This window comes from Mycolicibacterium aichiense (assembly GCF_010726245.1).
In the GTDB taxonomy this organism is placed as follows: domain Bacteria; phylum Actinomycetota; class Actinomycetes; order Mycobacteriales; family Mycobacteriaceae; genus Mycobacterium; species Mycobacterium aichiense.
Window position 1 is genome coordinate 5,576,878 of record NZ_AP022561.1, and the last position, 15,896, is coordinate 5,592,773.

A 15,896-nucleotide genomic window follows, 5' to 3' on the forward strand; every position below is an offset into this window, starting at 1 on the left:
CCGGATCACGGCTCCGACCGCAGGACGTACCCGATGCCGCGCACCGTGTGGATCACCCGCGGCACACCTTCGCGTTCGAGCTTGCGCCGCAGATAACTGATGAACACGTCGGCGACGTTGGTGTCGACGTCGAAGTCGTAACCCCACACCAGCTCCAGGAGCCGCTGCCGGGACAGCACCACACCCGAGTTCTCGGCGAGTACGGCCAAGAGGTCGAACTCGCGTTTGGTCAGCTCGACCCGGTCGCCGTTGACGAACACCAGCCGTCGGGCGGTGTCGATGGTCAGTGGTCCGATCGTGACGGCGTCGGAACCCTCGTGTGAATGCGACGCCCGCCTCAGCAGCGCATGCAATCTGGCCACCAGCTCGCCCAGATCGAACGGCTTGGTCAGATAGTCGTCGGCGCCCGCCTCCAGGCCGGCGATCCGGTCGTTGACGGTGTCGCGTGCCGACAGCACGCAGATCGGAATGTCGTTGCCCAGTGCCCGCAGTGCGGTCACCACCGCCACACCGTCGAGCTCCGGCATCTGGACATCGAGCACCAACGCGTCGTGATTCTCGTTCGCCAACAGCCGCAACGCTTCCTTGCCGGTCGCCGCGACCCGGACGTCGAAACCCGAGTGCCGCAAACCGCGGGCAACCGAAGTCCGGACGTCCGGGTCGTCGTCGACCATCAGGACGGTGCGGCCAGCGCCTTCCTGGGCGGGCTGTTGTCCTACCCGCACCGCGGGTTAGGCGCCAGGAACGTCAGGAGCGTTACCGCAGCGGTTCTTCAGATCGACCAGCGGCTGGCGGATGCCCTGCAGGTCGGCCTTCACCGAAGGGTTGTAGTCCAGGTACTGCTTCACCTCGGACCGGATGGTGTCGCGCGGCGCACCCTCCAGACCGGTGAAGAACGCGTTGACGTCCGGGTGCGTGAACAGGTAGGCCGACGTCGCCGCGGACACACCCGCGGCCACACCGGCGAGGTCGGCGGCGGTGCAGTTCGGCGGCGGATCGGCCAGCGCCGACGGGGCTGCGCCAATCAGCATCGCGCCGGCGACGGCGCCCGTGCCGATCGCTCCGACGACCGCGCGACGGGCCAGACGGGCATTAAGCAACATGCTCGGACTCCTTAGCGTTGGGAGAAGCACTGCCAGTAACCGGTACTGACAGAAGAAAGCTAAGCAGAATTGCTGCAGACTTTCGCGCCTTGAGCTTAACCAATCGTAAGAATGTTCCGATATCGCTGCTCAGGGGCAATTCTGAGCGAGCGCCGAGCGTGCCGATTCAGCGAGTACCGATCGTGGCCGGGCCCGGCAACGGGCCGTTGCCCAGGGGCGCCTGGCTGCCGGAGAGTTGTTGCGCCGGTGTCGTAGCGGTCAGCAGGCCCGGCGCCGTTGCGGGCAGGCCGCCGCTCTGAGCCGACTGCATCAGGCCGAGCAGCTGCGGCAGGCTCACCGGCAACTTGCACTGCGTGGACATACTCGTCAGCGGCTGCTGAATGGCCTGCAGGTCCTTGGCGGCTTGCGGGTTGGCGTCGAAGTAACTCTTCAACGCCACCACGGTCTGCGGACCGGCCTGCTGCTGGGAGATCGTCGTCAGCGCCTGATTGGTCTGCGGGTGCGCGTCCAGATAGGTGCCGGTGTTGGTGGCCACGGTGCCGACTGTCTTGGCGAGCTGACTGGCCGCGCACGGGTCGGGTGCGGCGGTCGCCTCCGACATCGACACCGATGTCGACAGCGCCAGCAGCGCGGCGCCGCCGGCCGTGGTGGCGGCCAGCACAGCACACAACCCGCGGCGCAGGCCGGCGGTCGCGGAGACGGTGGACGCAGACATGGGGACTCCTCGACTTCGCTGACGTTTGAATGACGTCACGCCGCGGCGCAGCATCGCTTCGCCGTCGGCACGGTCCCCGACCCTTGACGTGGTCGGTGGACATCCTGCCATCGGCAACGGCCGGGCCGCCACTCGTGCGCGGGTAACGAGAGCCTGATCGCCGAGGTCTCAATCCAGCTAAGACCGCGGATCACGACAGGTCAGCGCACAGGCATCTGCGGTACGCTCGCAGCCACGCAATCCGGGGAGAATGCGGGGAGACAGCCATCCAGCAGTTCATGATGCGCCTCAGCAGCAACCTGCGCAGATTCCGCTGGCTGGTGTTCACGTGCTGGTTGCTGGCATTGGTGCCGTCGGTATATCTGGCCCTCACCGAGTCCAATCACCTGACCGGTGGTGGCTTCGACGTGGCCGGCTCCCAGTCGCTGCATGTGCAGTATCAGCTCGAGGACCATTTCCCCGACCAGGGCGCGTCCCCGCTGGCCTTGGTGGCGGCGCCCCGCGCCGACGCCAGCTACGCCGACATGAACACCGCCGTCGCGCAGTTGGAGGAGGCGGCCAAGCAGGTCCCCAGCGTCGTGGTGGTGCCCAACCAAGGTCAGCCCGCACCTGCCCCGGACCGGCCCTACGTGGTGTCGTTGCGGCTGGACTTCAACAACACCGGTGCGGTCGACGTCGCGCGGCAGCTGCGCCAGAAGATCGGTGTGACCGGCGACCAGCCCGGCCAGATCCAGAACGGCCGGGTCAAGCTGTACGTGATCGGTCAGGGCGCGCTCGGCGCCGCCGCTCAGACCAGCACCAAACACGACATCGCCGAGGCCGAGCGATGGAACCTGCCGATCGTTCTGATTGTTCTGCTCGCGGTGTTCGGCTCGCTGGCGGCCGCGGCGGTGCCGCTGCTGCTGGCGGTGTGCACCGTCGTGGTGACGATGGGCGTGGTCTATCTTCTGTCGACCGTCATGAGCATGTCGGTGTTCGTGACGTCGACGGTGTCGATGTTCGGCATCGCGCTGGCCGTCGACTATTCACTGTTCATCCTGATGCGCTACCGCGAGGAACTTCGGGCGGGCCGCGACCCGCAGCAGGCGGCCGATGCGGCGATGGCCACCTCGGGTCTGGCCGTGTTGCTGTCCGGTCTGACCGTGATCGCCTCGCTGACCGGCATCTACCTGATCAACACACCGGTACTGCGGTCGATGGCCACCGGCGCGATCCTGGCCGTCGCCGTCGCGGTGCTGACCTCGACGACGTTGACCCCCGCGGTGCTGGCCACGTTCGGCAGACCGGTGGCCCGACGCTCGCCGCTGCTGCAGTGGTCCCGCCGAGCCGAGGCGACCCAATCGCGGTTCTGGACCCGCTGGGTCGGCGAGGTGATGCGACGGCCATGGCTGTCGGCGCTGGGTGCCACGGCGGTCCTTCTGCTGATGGCCGCGCCGGCGTTCTCGATGGTGCTCGGCAACAGCATGCAGCGACAGTTCCCGGCCACCCACGAGGTCCGCGGCGGGGTGGCCGCGGCCGCCCAGGCACTCGGGCCCGGCGCGCTGGGCCCGGTCCGGGTGCTGGTCACCTTTCCGGGCGGCGCGGCCTCCGACCCGAAGAACGCCGCCGCGCTGGACGCGATCAACACCGAGATCTCGAAGGCGCCCGACGTCGTCTCGGTGTCGACGCCGGTGTTCGCCGACAACAACAGCAGCGCGCTGATCTCGGCGATCCTGTCGGTGGACCCGGAGGATCTCGCCGCCCGCAATTCGATCGACTGGATGCGCAGCCACCTCACCGCACTGCCCGCGGCGAAGGGCGCGCAGATCGACGTCGGCGGCCCGACCGCACTGATCAAGGACTTCGACGACCGGGTCGGGCACACCCAACCGCTGGTGTTCGTGTTCGTCGCGGCGATCGCGTTCGTGATGCTGCTGATCTCGGTGCGGTCGGTGTTCCTGGCCTTCAAGGGCGTGCTGATGACGGTGCTGTCCGTCGCCGCGGCCTACGGCAGCCTGGTGATGGTCTTCCAGTGGGGCTGGCTGGAAGAGCTGGGCTTCCATCGGATCACCTCCATCGACTCGACGATCCCGCCGCTGGTGCTGGCGATGACGTTCGGCCTGTCGATGGACTACGAGATCTTCCTGCTCACCCGCATCCGGGAGCGCTACGTGCAGGTCGGTGACACCCGCGACGCGGTCGCCTACGGCGTGTCCACCAGTGCCCGCACGATCACCAGCGCCGCGCTGATCATGATCGCGGTGTTCATCGGGTTCGCATTCGCCGGCATGCCGTTGGTCGCCGAGCTGGGGGTGGCGTGTGCGGTGGCCATCGCCGTCGACGCCACGATCGTCCGGCTGATCCTGGTGCCTGCGCTGATGGCGATGTTCGACCAATGGAACTGGTGGCTGCCGGCCTGGCTGGCCCGGATCCTGCCGTCGGTCGACTTTGAGAAGCCGCTGCCCAAGGTCGACCTCGGCGACCTCGTCGTCATCCCCGACGACATCTCGTCGCTGGTGCCGCCGACCGCTGATCTGAAGATGGTGGTCAAGGGTGCGGCCAAGCTGAAGACCCTGGCCCCGGACGCGGTCAGCGTGGCCGATCCGCTGGCGTTCACCGGATGCAGCGAGCTGGCGGGCAAGGTCAAGGGCAGTGACGACGCCCGCGCCCGACCGGTGCGCATCGGCCCGGGCGGCACTTCGACGGTCAAGCTGATCCGCGGTTACCGCAGTGCCAGGACGTCGACGCCGCGGCCGGTGCATCCGGTCACGATGTGGCGGGGCCGGCTCGCGATCGCCCTGGACGCGTTGGAGACCGGGGCCGCCGACGACATGCATGGCGGCGTGGAGCGTCTCAGCCCGGTGGAGACCACCCACGTCCAGTTGCCGACCGGTGACCGGTTGCAGATCCCGACGTGTGCAGAGACGCTGCGCATGCAGGCGTTTCTGATCATGTGCCGCAACAGCCGGTCGGATTTCGCCGAGTTCGCCGACCTGGTCGGCGGGATGGATACCGAGACCGCCGCGGTGGTACTCGCAGGGATGGACCGGTATTACTGTTCTGGACAACCTAAGCGACAATGGGTGGCGACTCAGCTGGTCCGCCGGCTGGCCGACCCCGACCCGTCCGATCTCGGCGACGACGAGCGGTGGGCTGGGCCGGAGGGGGCCGCCGAATGGGAGCGGATCAGGCAGCGTTGCCTTGCGGTGGCGGTGGCGATCCTGGAGGAGGCGAGGTGACGGTGGCAGCGGAACGCGATGCCGCACCGGCCGCGCAAACTTTCATCGACCCCCGTCCTGTCGAGTTCTGGCCAACGGCCTCCATCCGCGAGGCGCTCGAGACCGGCGACATCACCGTCTGGCAGCGGATCGTGATGGCCATCAAGCGCGATCCGTACGGCCGGACCGCCCGCCAGGTCGAGGAAGTGCTCGAGCACTCCCAGCCATATGGCATCTCCAAGGCACTGGCCGAGGTGCTGCTGCGCGCGCGCAGCCACCTGGAGGCCAACGAGCGCGCCGAGGCAGCCCGGCACGTGCGGCTGCTGCTCGACCGGTCCGGCTTGGCCGAGCAGGAATTCGCCTCCCGGATCGGGGTGGCCCAGTCGGATCTGGTCTCCTACCTCGACGCCACAGTCAGTCCCCCGGCGTCGCTGATGATCCGGATGCGCAGGCTGTCGGACCGGTTCGCCAAGATGCGCGCCCAGCGCGCGTCCGGCGGGCAATGAGCCGGTGAGTCCGAATTCAGCTGAGCTGGAAGCGATTCTGCGCGATACCCGCACGGTTGCGGTGGTGGGGGTCTCCGACAATCCGGCCAGGCCCAGCCATGACGTGTATCAGTACCTGGCGCGGTTCAGCGATTTCGAGCTGTACCCGGTGAACCCGAACATCAGCGACATCGACGGCGTGCAGGTCTATCCGTCGCTGGCCGAACTGCCCGTCGTGCCGGACATGGTTGACGTGTTCCGCCGCTACGACGATCTGCCCGGGGTGCTGGCCGACACGCTCGCACTGAGCCCACATCCGAAATACCTGTGGCTGCAACAGGGTCTGTGGCACGACGAGGTGGCGGAGCAGGCGCGCGCCGCCGGGCTGAGTGTTGTCATGGACCGGTGTTTGAAGGTGGACTACGCCCGGCTCATCGGGCGTTGATCGGCGAGATGTCGAGAACCTGCCAGCGATCGTCCTGCTTGGCCAGGCTGACCCGCAACGCCAGCACCGCGGTACTGGGCTGCTGACCCGGCTGGCTCTGGGTGCCCCGCATCACCACCGCCACGCTGGCCGCCGTAGGGCCCAGCGCCTCCAGTCCGGCCGAGATGGTCTGCGCCGTGGCGGAGATGTTCTTCTTCGCCAGATCCGAAGTGGACTTGCCGAATTCGTTCTTGAACGCATCGGCCCGGTCGGGTGCCATGAACGTCGCAGCCCGGTCGATGGACGACGTGGGGTCGGCCGGGGTGAACGTCGCCGTGGCTTCGGAGGCGGCGGTCGCGATGCGCACCACCTCGGCGGAGTCGCGGGTGAAATCCCGGTCCGGGCGCGTCCACTGGGTGTAGCCGACGACGACGGTGGCGACCAGCGCCGTGGTGGCCAGCGCGACGACGGCGAGGCGTAGGCCGGGACCGTCGTCGTCGGTGCCGACGGTCACCGAATCCCGGCGGAACAGCACGATGTTGACGATCACGCCCTCGACGATGAGCAGGCACAGCATCGAGCAGACCGCCACCCACCACAGCGGCCAGCCGAGCACCACGCCGATGGCCAGCAGGGCCGCGATGGCGGCCAGCGGCGCGACTATGTCGAAGGCCAGGACGCGGGCCAGGTTCCTCATCGCAACGACTCCAGCCGCGAGATCATCGGCTTGCCGTCCACGTCGGAAACGCCGAGGCGCAGGTTCCAGCGCACGGTCGTGGGCTTGTTGCCGGAGTTCTCGCTGACCGAAGTGGCGATCACCAACACGGAGTCGGTGCGGTTGGCCAGTTCCGGCGGCAGGGCGGGCGCTTGCGGGGCCTGACCCGGCTGGACATTCAGGTCGTGGTGGACCGCTTCGAAGGACACCGACTCGATCTGTCCGGTGGTGCGGGCCTGCAGGGTGCGGACCACCTCGCGGTAGGGCTTGATGGCGGCTTCGAAATCGGAGTTGAGCTGGCCCGCGGTGCCGTCGTGCAGTTTGGCCAGGCTGGCGTCGACGTTGTCGACGTTCATGTTGATCAGAACACTTGTCCAGTTCGCGGCGGCTGACATCACCTTGGACTGATAGGCCCGCTCGTCGGCGGCGTCGTGGTGCCCGGACCAGATCAGCGCGCCGAGGACGACGGCCGCGACGGCCAGCACACCGAGGACCGCGGAGGCGACACCGTAGCCGGTGAAGGTGCGCTCGTCGGCGCCGTCATCGGTCGGTTCGGCCTCAGGCATGAAGGCGAGGCTACCGGGCGGCCACCTGCGGGCCGGACGCCGAGGTCGGACCTCTGGTAAGGATGGTTGGGTGACGGTAGAAACGCTGCGCTCGGGCATCGACTTGTCCCACGTCGAGGCCCAGGTTCGCCCCCAAGACGATCTGTTCGGTCACGTCAACGGACGGTGGCTGTCCGAGTACACCATCCCCGGTGACCGGGCCACCGACGGCGCGTTCCGGACGTTGTACGACCGGGCCGAGGAGCAGGTGCGCGAGCTGATCATGTCCGCGGCCGGTGAGCCGGGGACGGATGCTCAGCGGATCGGTGACCTCTACGCCAGCTTCCTGGACGCCGAGGCCGTCGAGCGCCGCGGCGTGCAGCCGCTGCTCGACGAGCTGGCGCAGATCGATGCGGCCGCCGACCCGGCTGCCCTGGCCGCGGTGATCGGGGCACTGCAGCGCACCGGTGTCGGCGGCGGTGTCGGGCTCTACATCGACACCGATTCCAAGAACTCGATGCGATACCTGCTGCACGTCACGCAGTCGGGCCTGGGCCTGCCGGACGAGTCGTACTACCGCGACGAGCAGCACGCCTCCATCCTGGGTGCCTACCCGGCGCATATCGCGGCGATGTTCGCGCTCGTGTTGGGCGGCAGCGCCGAGGACCACACCGAGCGGGCCGCGCGAATCGTCGCCCTGGAGACCAAACTGGCTGCCGCGCACTGGGATGTCGTCAAGCGCCGCGACGCGGACTTGACCTACAACCTGCGCAACTTCGCCGATCTGCCCGCCGAGGCGCCCGGCTTCGACTGGGCCGGCTGGATCGGCGCGCAGGGCACCACCCCGGACGTGGTCGCCGAACTCGTTGTGCGTCAGCCTGATTACCTCACCGCCTTCGCCGAGCTGTGGTCGGGTCACGACTTCGCCGACTGGCAGGACTGGGCGCGCTGGCGGCTGATCAACGCCCGCGCCGCCTATCTGACCGAGGCGGTGGTCGAGGCGAACTTCGACTTCTACGGTCGCACCCTGTCCGGTACCGAGCAGATCCGCGAACGCTGGAAGCGGGCGGTGTCGCTGGTGGAGAGTTTGATGGGCGACGCGGTCGGACGGCTGTATGTCGAGCGGCACTTCCCGCCGGATGCCAAGGCCCGCATGGACGTGCTCGTCGACAACCTGCGCGAGGCCTACCGGGTCAGCATCAACGACCTGGAGTGGATGACGCCGGAGACCCGCAAGCGCGCTCTCGCCAAACTGGACAAGTTCACCGCCAAGATCGGCTACCCGAAGAAATGGCGTGACTACTCGGCGCTGGTGATCGATCGAAACGATCTGTACGGCAATGTGATCCGCGGCGCCGAGGTCGCGCACGACCGGGAACTCGCCAAGCTCGGTGGCCCGGTCGACCGCGACGAGTGGTTCATGACCCCGCAGACGGTCAACGCCTACTACAACCCGGGTATGAACGAGATCGTGTTCCCCGCGGCGATTCTGCAGCCGCCGTTCTTCGACGCCGAGGCCGATGACGCGGCGAACTACGGCGGCATCGGGGCCGTGATCGGCCATGAGATCGGCCACGGATTCGACGACCAAGGCGCCAAATACGACGGCGACGGCAACCTCGTCGACTGGTGGACCGACGAGGACCGCGCCGAGTTCGGCACGCGCACAAAGCAACTCATCGAGCAGTACGAAGAGTTCGTGCCGCGTGGCCTTGCACCGAGCCACCACGTCAACGGTGCGTTCACGGTCGGCGAGAACATCGGCGACCTCGGCGGGCTGTCGATCGCGCTGCTGGCCTACGAACTGTCGCTGGACGGCAAGGAAGCTCCGGTGATCGACGGGTTGACCGGCCGGCAGCGGGTGTTCTTCGGCTGGGCGCAAGTGTGGCGTACGAAATCTCGTGAGGCCGAGGCGATTCGGCGCCTGGCGACCGATCCACACTCGCCGCCGGAGTTCCGCTGCAACGGCGTGATCCGCAACATGGACGCGTTCTACGAGGCGTTCGACGTCAGCGAGGACGACGAACTGTACCTCGAGCCCGACCGGCGCGTCCGCATCTGGAGCTAACCGCGGGCAGCGACCTCGCGGTTGGCGCCGTCGACCACCGACGCCAGCAGCCCGGGTAGTGCGGCGTCGATTTCCTCGGCACGCAGCCGCTGGTGGGTGAGGCCGCCGAGAACCAATCGTTCGAGCAGTCCGGCTTCGCGCAGGATCTTGAAGTGGTGGGTGGCGGTGGACTTGTTGATGCCGTCGTAGAGCGCACTGCACTGCATGGGTACGCCGGCGTTGCGCAGTCGTCGGATCATCTCCAGCCGAGCGGGATCCTGTAGCGCCGCGAGCACCTGATGCAGCGGCCCGACTTGATGGACGGGATAGCTGTCGGCAGGGAATGCCTGCACCTCAACCACGGTTGTCTCCTGTGTCCGCCATCACGGCCTGCGAAGTTTGATCAGCATCAAACCTAGCGTACGCTCGAACGGGTTCGATGACCATCAAACTACTCCGGAGTTGTCATGGCCTGTGTGCAGGAGACGTCACCCGCTGACGTCACCGGCCAGCGCTGGGCGTACCCCCTGCTTCTGGTGCTCAGCGGCGTCGCGCTCGGCGTCTCGGGCCTGCCCGCACCGCTGTACGGCATCTACGAATCGAACTGGCATCTCTCGCCGCTCGCCACCACCGTCGTGTTCGCGGTGTACGCCTTCGCCGCGCTGGCGGCGGTGCTGGTGTCCGGCCGCATCTCCGACGTCGTGGGCCGCAAGCCGGTACTCCTCGGCGCGCTGATCGCACTGATCGCCGGCCTGGGCATCTTCCTGATCGCCGACAGCATCGAAATGCTGCTGCTGGCCCGCACCATTCACGGCGCCGCCGTCGGCTCGATCGTCGTCGCCGCGGCTGCCGCGCTGCTGGACCTGCGGCCGCACCACGGGGTGCGCAGCGGCCAGCTCAGCGGCGTGAGCTTCAACATCGGCATGACGGTGGCGATCGTCGGCTCGTCGCTGCTGGCACAGTACGTCGCGCACCCGCTGCGCACCCCGTATGCGGTCGTCGCGGTGGTGTGCGCAATCGTCGGTATCGGCGTGGTGGCCCTACGGGAAACCCATGAGGGCCGCACCGGCGGCCGGATCCGGATCAGTAAACCGGCTGTGCCGCAGGCGATCCGCGAGGACTTCTGGTTTGCCGCCCTCGGCGCGATGGCGTCCTGGTCGGTGCTCGGGGTGCTTTTGTCGCTGTATCCGTCGCTGGCCGCGCAGCAGACCCACATGCACAACCTGGTGTTCGGCGGAGGCGTCGTCGGGGTCACCGCATTCTCCGCGGCGATGGCGCAGCTGGTGGCTACCCGGGTTCCGGCCAAGCGCTCGGCGGTGATCGGCGACATCGGCATGGCCGCCGCGCTGCTGCTGACCATCCCGGTGCTGCTCACCCACCGCTGGCCGTTGGTGTTCGCTGCCGCGGCACTGCTGGGAGCGACGTTCGGACTCGGTTTCGGCGGCTCGCTGCGCCACCTGTCCGACGTGGTGCCCTCGGACCGCCGCGGCGAGACGATGTCGGCGTTCTACCTGCTGGCCTATACCGCGATGGCACTGCCGACGATCGCCGCCGGCTGGGCGGCCACCAGATGGCCGCTGGCGCAGGTGTTCCCGTGGTTCGCACTGATCGTGGCGCTGGCCTGCCTGGGGGCCGCCGCAGTGGGCCTCAGTCGGCGGGCCGGAGCGCAGCGACCCGGGAATGCCTAGGCGGGCGAGTCCGTCGCGCCCGGCGTCCTGATCTGAGCGGCCAGCCATGGCAGCGCATCGGAGAAGGCCCGCTCGGCGAACTGCCAGGTGTGGAAGCTGATGATGCGGTGCACCGAGCAGGAGATGCCGACCGTCTTCGCCGTCGCGCACAGATCGTCGGCCGCCCCGGCCTCGTCGGAATCCCTGAACTCGTCGTGCCCGCCGAAACCGGTGGGCGCGTCGGACTGCGGCCGGTGCCCGCCGCCCGCGCCGTACGGCGACGCGGTGTTGGTCGGTGTCACGGTGTCCTCGAACCAGCCTGCGACACCCTGATACGGCCCGTGCCGCATCATCACGGTCCGCGGGTCGAACTCGTCCCACTTGGCCGCGTCGCCGCCGTACAGCCTGCTGATCGTCTGGTCCTTGGTCCCGGAGGTGGGGCCATGGTCGCCGGCGATGTCCTCGAAGGTGCTGAACAGATCCGGATGCATGACGGTCAGGTCGATCGCGCAGGTGCCGCCCATCGACCAGCCGACCACCGCCCAGTTGGCTGCCTGATCGGAGGCGCCGAAATGCTGTGCCACGTAGGGCCGGACGTCCTTGGTCAGGTGATCGGCCGCGTTGCCGCGGGGACCGTTGACGCACTCGGTGTCGTTGTTGAAGCTTCCGCCGGAGTCGACGAAGGCGAAGATCGGCGCTTGTCCGCCATGGGCTTTCGCGTAGCCGTCGATGATCGGCATCGCGTTGCCGGTGCGGATCCAGTCCGCCGGGGTGTTGAACTCGCCGGCGACCATCATGATGACCGGCAGGCGCGGCGGGGTCGCACCGGCGAACCAGGCCGGCGGCAGGTAGACGTACTCACTACGGTGCTTGAATCCGCTTGCGTCGGCGGGGATGTCGACCTCGACGAGCTTGCCTGCCGTCTGCACGGTGTTGCGCAGGCCGGGCAGGTCGGCGACGTCGATCTGATTGGGCAACGGTCCGGCCGTCAAGGCCCCCCAGGCGGTCTGGACGCTCGGGTAATAGCCGACCCACTTGTTGAGCGCGAGCAGCGCGGCCACCAAGGTCAACGGGATGGTCAGCACGGCGACACCTCGCCGCCACCAGGAATTCCCCCGCCAGCCCAGGATCGCCACCGCGATCCCGGCCGCGAAAACCCCTACCCAGACCCACAAATAGAACGGCGCCGGGTCTGAGGCCAGACCCTCGGAGTTGACGTACGTGCGCGCGGCGAGCGCGCCGAGTAGGCCGACGACCACGCAGACCGGCAGCCACAGAAACCACCAGCGCCTGCTTCGCCGCCACCCGATCGCGACGACGAGCGCGATCGCTGCCACGATCTCGACGGTCAGCGGCAGCCAACCGCCCAGCAGTGAAACGCCGTGCGCGTACTGGTGAAAGTCAGGCGCGGGCAGCTGAGGCAGGGGTGCCGTTGGTGTCGGCGGCGGCGGTGTCGGGGTAGGCGGCACGAACCCCATTGTGGAGTTCGTTTCTGTGCCTAAGCTTTGAAACCAGCTAGGCCAGTAGGGGACTGGCTACGCCAGCTGCCACTGCCAGTCGTCGGCGCCGTCGGGGTTGTTGTAGGTGCCGACGGAGTTCTTGACCACGATCGGGTCGCCGCTGCCGAAGTTGTCGTAGAACCACTTGGCATTGTCCGGGGACAGGTTGATACAGCCGTGGCTGACGTTCCGCTTGCCCTGATCGGCCACCGACCAGGGCGCGCTGTGCACGAAGGCGCCGCTGTTGTCGATGCGCACCGCCCACTGGACTTTCAGCTTGTAGCCTTCGGCCGAATTCACCGGCACCCCATAGGTGGACGAGTCCATGATGATGTCCGGGAACTTCTCCAGCACGTAGTACGTGCCGTTCTTGGTCTCGTGCTTACCGTCCGGCTTGCCCATCGAGACCGGCATGGTCTTCTCCACCTTGCCGTTTCGCGTGATCGTCATCTGATGGGTCTTGTCGTCGACGGTGGCCACCAGCGAATCACCGACGCGGAAGCTGGATTTGGCGCCGCTGGCGTCGATGTTGACGACTGTGCCCTGCGGCCAGAAGTTGTACGGCCGCCAGCGGACCTGGGTGTCGGTGGTCCAGTAGAAGGCGCCCGGAACCGGTGGCACCGAGGAGATGTGGATGGCCTGCTCGGCCATCGGCCGGTTGGCGATCGGACGCGCGAAGTTGATGATGATTGGTTTGGCCACGCCGACCATGGCGCCGTTCACGGGATTGAATGTCGGCGGCGCGAACACCGGATCCCCGGTGTAGGGCGTCGGGTTCTGGCCTTTGACCGGACCAGCGGCTGCCGCGGCGGCCTGCTGAGCGGCCACCGGATCGACCGGCGGTGGCGCCGGCGGAGCAAACGGGTCGGGCGCCGGGACGGCCGGGTCGCCCACCGGGGCTGGCGGCGGGAACGCCGCGGGGTCGACCGGTGGCGGCGCGAACGGATCGGGTGCGGGCACCTGGGCGGGAGGTACGTCGGCGATCCCGGGATCGGCGGGCGCCTGATCTGGATCGGCGAGCGCCGAACCGCTGCCGAGACTGATTCCGGCGGCCACTCCGACCACGCACAGCGTGGTGGCGATGGCCCCCTTCACCCGCAGCGTCATAACCAAAACTCCCTCGAAACCGACGTTGACCCAGTCTGACATAACACGCTGGGTGCACTTCCCGAGTTCATTCGCCGGCGAACCCGGCCGCGAACTCCGTCACTGCCCTGAACTGTGCAGATCGTCGGGCGGGGGGTGAGAAGCGTTACTTTTCGCTGGTAGCCGGGCGGTCCGCGAACAGGCCCCGGCTGACCATCACGCAACCCAATGCGCCCAGCATCAGCACGCATGACGCGGTGAGCATGGTCGCGACGCCGGCCCGTTGGTAGAGCAGCCCGCCGGTCAGCGAGCCGGCCATGATGCCGACCTGGAAGCACGCCACGTAGAGCCCGGAGGCGCCGTCGGGATCCTGCGGGGAATGCCGCATCGCGGCGGTCTGCAACATCGGCGGCATCGCGTTGGCGGTGGCACCCCACAGCACGATCGCCACCGCCCCGGCCGCTGCGACGGCGGCGGTGTGCCAGCCGAGGTGACCCAGCGCTGCCAGTGCGGCGAACGCCAGCGACGACGCGGCCAGACAACCCATCACCGCTGCCTTGGGCCGACGGTCCCCCGGCCGGGCCAGTAACGCCATGCCGGTCAGGCCGGCCACCCCGTACGCCGCGAGCAGCCAGGCCTGGTGCGCCCCGTGCACGCCGACCACGTCCCGGATGATCACCACGATGAACGTGTAGGAGATGAAGTGGGCGGTGACACCCACCAGCGTCAGCACGCTCAGCATCAGCAGCGGGCGGTTGCGGTGGTGGACGACTCGCCGGGGCCGCGCACCGGCTGCCGCGTCGGTCAACGCCATCGCCGGAAGAGCCAGCCGTGCCGCGACGAGCACGAGCACCGACGCCACGGCGATGGCACCGACGGCGGGCCGCCAACCCCACAGCTCGCTCATCGCCGCGGTCAGCGGGCTGCCGACCACGAGCGCCAGGCCGGTGCCGACGTAGACCGCCATCGTGGCGCGCCCGGCGTGGCTCGGCGGAACCAGCCGCGCACCGATCGGGGCGATCACCGACCACATCAACCCGTGCGTGAGCGCGCACAGCACCCGGCCGACGGCCAGCACCGTGAAGGTCGGCGCCAGCGCGGAGATCAGTTGCGAAATCGACAGGCAGGCCAGCGTCCACAACAGCGTGCGCCGCCGCGGCCACGTCGCCGTCCACCGCACCAGCGGCATCGTGGCCAGTGCGGCCACCAACGCGTAGCTGGCCAGCAGGGTGCCCACCATCGCTTCGCTGACGTGCAGGTCGCGCGCGATGGCGGACAGCGCACCGACCGGCATGATCTCGGCGGTGACGTAGATGAACGCCGCGGCGGCCAGCACGGCCAGCGCTGTGGCGACTCGCGGTGTCCACGTGCGCTGCACGGTGGGCACGGGTTCACGGTATCGGCTCACGCGCCGACTCCGGCTGATCTGACCGCCCTATGTCGCCGCGCGGTGTTGGGTCAGGAGCGGACCAGGCGCGCGATCGCAGCCGAGGCCTCGGCCAGTTTCTTGTCGGCCTCGTCGCCGCCCTCGGCGACCGCATGGCTGACGCAATGGCTGAGGTGTTCGTCGAGCAGGCCGAGCGCCACCGACTGCAGTGCACTGTTGACGGCGCTGATCTGGGTCAGCACATCGATGCAGTACTTGTCCTCGTCGATCATCTTCGCGATGCCGCGGACCTGACCCTCGATACGCCGCAACCGCTTGGTGTAGTTGTCCTTTTGCGACGAATAGCCATGTGCGCCAGTCATTTAACCTCCCAGCATCTGCTTCATCTGATCGATCTCGGCCTGTTGAGCGGTGACGATGGACTTGGCCATCGCGGTCAGGTCGGCGCTCTGACCGTTGGCGATCTCGGCCTTCGCCATCTCGATGGCGCCCTGGTGGTGGCCGATCATCGCCTGCAGCCACAGTGTGTCGAACTGTGGCCCGTTGAGCGATTTGAGTTTGGTCATCGTCGCGTCGTCGACCATGCCCTGCATGGCGGCGCCGTGCCCGCTGTGGTCTGTCGTCGCAGGGTCGACGTCCCACTGCTGCAGCAGTGCGTTCATCTGGTCGATCTCGGGCTGTTGTTCGTCGGCGATCTTGCCGGCCAGGATGCGGACGGCCTGATTGGTGGTGTGTACGGCAGCTATCGCCGCCAGGTCCACGGCCTGCTGATGGTGCGGGATCATCATCTGCGCGAACATCACATCGTCGGCGTTGTGCGCGGCCACCGCTTGGCTGGTCGGTACGGTCGACGCGGCGTGCTGGGTGTGGTCCTCGGTTTTGCTACAGGACGACACGACGACGGCGGTGGAGACGGCTGCGGCGACCGCCACGATGCGGGTGGGCGTGGATGTCATGTTTTCACCGTACCTTCAATACCCCTCGGGGGTATAAAAGAAATTTGGTGGGCACCCCCGACCACGGCAT

General features: G+C 67.9%; 16 protein-coding genes. 5 read left to right on the top strand and 11 right to left on the bottom strand.

The genetic code is table 11. From position 1 onward, the window contains the following. Positions 1 to 5: 5 nt before the first annotated feature. From G6N32_RS26680 to G6N32_RS26690, 3 genes are all read right to left on the bottom strand, one after another. Entirely contained in the window at positions 6 to 674 is a 669-nt protein-coding gene (locus G6N32_RS26680) for a response regulator transcription factor (RefSeq protein ID WP_170310646.1), read from the bottom strand. 57 nt (positions 675 to 731) lie between these two features. Next, entirely contained in the window at positions 732 to 1,103 is a 372-nt protein-coding gene (locus G6N32_RS26685; protein WP_083117495.1) for a heme-binding protein, read from the bottom strand. Positions 1,104 to 1,269: 166 nt separating this feature from the next. Further along, positions 1,270 to 1,818, bottom strand: coding sequence for a hemophore (locus G6N32_RS26690; RefSeq protein WP_115318154.1), 549 nt, complete (start codon positions 1,816 to 1,818; stop codon positions 1,270 to 1,272). Positions 1,819 to 2,096: 278 nt separating this feature from the next. Here G6N32_RS26690 and G6N32_RS26695 point away from each other — a divergent pair, with 278 nt between their 5' ends. From G6N32_RS26695 to G6N32_RS26705, 3 genes are read left to right on the top strand one after another with little or no spacing between them, the layout of a single operon-like run. Then, the gene (locus G6N32_RS26695) at positions 2,097 to 5,036 is read left to right on the top strand and encodes an MMPL family transporter (RefSeq protein ID WP_115318153.1); all 2,940 of its coding nucleotides are present in this window, start codon (positions 2,097 to 2,099) and stop codon (positions 5,034 to 5,036) included. Further along, positions 5,033 to 5,521 (top strand): XRE family transcriptional regulator, encoded by a 489-nt coding sequence (locus G6N32_RS26700; RefSeq protein WP_115318152.1) that lies wholly within the window; start codon positions 5,033 to 5,035, stop codon positions 5,519 to 5,521. The genes G6N32_RS26695 and G6N32_RS26700 overlap by 4 nt, the downstream gene beginning before the upstream one ends. A 4-nt stretch (positions 5,522 to 5,525) precedes the next feature. Next, a complete protein-coding gene (locus G6N32_RS26705) occupies positions 5,526 to 5,945 on the top strand; it encodes a CoA-binding protein (RefSeq protein ID WP_115318151.1) in 420 nt (139 codons plus the stop codon). Here the strand turns inward: G6N32_RS26705 and G6N32_RS26710 are convergent. Both G6N32_RS26710 and G6N32_RS26715 read right to left on the bottom strand, forming a co-directional pair. Then, positions 5,932 to 6,621, bottom strand: a complete 690-nt coding sequence (locus tag G6N32_RS26710) for a hypothetical protein (RefSeq protein WP_115318150.1) — start codon at positions 6,619 to 6,621, stop codon at positions 5,932 to 5,934. The two genes, G6N32_RS26705 and G6N32_RS26710, sit on opposite strands and share 14 nt — an antisense overlap. Next, positions 6,618 to 7,205, bottom strand: coding sequence for a hypothetical protein (locus tag G6N32_RS26715; RefSeq protein WP_115318149.1), 588 nt, complete (start codon positions 7,203 to 7,205; stop codon positions 6,618 to 6,620). The genes G6N32_RS26710 and G6N32_RS26715 overlap by 4 nt, the downstream gene beginning before the upstream one ends. Positions 7,206 to 7,275: 70 nt before the next feature. Here G6N32_RS26715 and G6N32_RS26720 point away from each other — a divergent pair, with 70 nt between their 5' ends. Next, positions 7,276 to 9,252: a M13 family metallopeptidase gene (locus G6N32_RS26720; protein ID WP_115318148.1), complete on the top strand. Its 1,977-nt coding sequence runs from the start codon at positions 7,276 to 7,278 to the stop codon at positions 9,250 to 9,252. Here G6N32_RS26720 and G6N32_RS26725 read toward each other — a convergent pair. Next, positions 9,249 to 9,593 carry an ArsR/SmtB family transcription factor gene (locus G6N32_RS26725; protein WP_410432373.1) on the bottom strand — a complete coding sequence of 115 codons (345 nt, stop codon included), beginning with the start codon at positions 9,591 to 9,593 and terminating at the stop codon, positions 9,249 to 9,251. The two genes, G6N32_RS26720 and G6N32_RS26725, sit on opposite strands and share 4 nt — an antisense overlap. Before the next feature lie 105 nt (positions 9,594 to 9,698). Here G6N32_RS26725 and G6N32_RS26730 point away from each other — a divergent pair, with 105 nt between their 5' ends. Beyond that, positions 9,699 to 10,919 (top strand): MFS transporter, encoded by a 1,221-nt coding sequence (locus G6N32_RS26730; RefSeq protein WP_115318147.1) that lies wholly within the window; start codon positions 9,699 to 9,701, stop codon positions 10,917 to 10,919. On the opposite strand, the gene G6N32_RS26735 is transcribed toward G6N32_RS26730, so the two are convergent. From G6N32_RS26735 to G6N32_RS26755, 5 genes are all read right to left on the bottom strand, one after another. Beyond that, positions 10,916 to 12,367 (bottom strand): alpha/beta hydrolase, encoded by a 1,452-nt coding sequence (locus G6N32_RS26735; RefSeq protein ID WP_178059248.1) that lies wholly within the window; start codon positions 12,365 to 12,367, stop codon positions 10,916 to 10,918. The genes G6N32_RS26730 and G6N32_RS26735 overlap by 4 nt on opposite strands. Before the next feature lie 66 nt (positions 12,368 to 12,433). Next, positions 12,434 to 13,504: a L,D-transpeptidase gene (locus tag G6N32_RS26740; RefSeq protein ID WP_115318993.1), complete on the bottom strand. Its 1,071-nt coding sequence runs from the start codon at positions 13,502 to 13,504 to the stop codon at positions 12,434 to 12,436. Positions 13,505 to 13,649: 145 nt separating this feature from the next. Beyond that, on the bottom strand, positions 13,650 to 14,861 hold the full coding sequence (locus G6N32_RS26745) for an MFS transporter (protein ID WP_115318992.1): 1,212 nt from the start codon (positions 14,859 to 14,861) through the stop codon (positions 13,650 to 13,652). Between the two features lie 80 nt (positions 14,862 to 14,941). After that, positions 14,942 to 15,232: a copper-sensing transcriptional repressor RicR gene (ricR, locus tag G6N32_RS26750; protein ID WP_115318145.1), complete on the bottom strand. Its 291-nt coding sequence runs from the start codon at positions 15,230 to 15,232 to the stop codon at positions 14,942 to 14,944. After that, on the bottom strand, positions 15,233 to 15,826 hold the full coding sequence (locus G6N32_RS26755) for a DUF305 domain-containing protein (RefSeq protein ID WP_115318144.1): 594 nt from the start codon (positions 15,824 to 15,826) through the stop codon (positions 15,233 to 15,235). Positions 15,827 to 15,896 lie beyond the last annotated feature (70 nt).

Excerpts from the sequence above, each read along its gene's own strand:
- G6N32_RS26680 (WP_170310646.1), bottom strand. The coding sequence starts at position 674 with ATGGTCGACGACGACCCGGACGTCCGGACTTCGGTTGCCCGCGGTTTG.
- G6N32_RS26685 (WP_083117495.1), bottom strand. The coding sequence starts at position 1,103 with ATGTTGCTTAATGCCCGTCTGGCCCGTCGCGCGGTCGTCGGAGCGATC.
- G6N32_RS26690 (WP_115318154.1), bottom strand. The coding sequence starts at position 1,818 with ATGTCTGCGTCCACCGTCTCCGCGACCGCCGGCCTGCGCCGCGGGTTG.
- G6N32_RS26695 (WP_115318153.1), top strand. The coding sequence starts at position 2,097 with ATGATGCGCCTCAGCAGCAACCTGCGCAGATTCCGCTGGCTGGTGTTC.
- G6N32_RS26710 (WP_115318150.1), bottom strand. The coding sequence starts at position 6,621 with ATGAGGAACCTGGCCCGCGTCCTGGCCTTCGACATAGTCGCGCCGCTG.
- G6N32_RS26715 (WP_115318149.1), bottom strand. The coding sequence starts at position 7,205 with ATGCCTGAGGCCGAACCGACCGATGACGGCGCCGACGAGCGCACCTTC.
- G6N32_RS26730 (WP_115318147.1), top strand. The coding sequence starts at position 9,699 with ATGGCCTGTGTGCAGGAGACGTCACCCGCTGACGTCACCGGCCAGCGC.
- G6N32_RS26740 (WP_115318993.1), bottom strand. The coding sequence starts at position 13,504 with ATGACGCTGCGGGTGAAGGGGGCCATCGCCACCACGCTGTGCGTGGTC.
- ricR (WP_115318145.1), bottom strand. The coding sequence starts at position 15,232 with ATGACTGGCGCACATGGCTATTCGTCGCAAAAGGACAACTACACCAAG.
- G6N32_RS26755 (WP_115318144.1), bottom strand. The coding sequence starts at position 15,826 with ATGACATCCACGCCCACCCGCATCGTGGCGGTCGCCGCAGCCGTCTCC.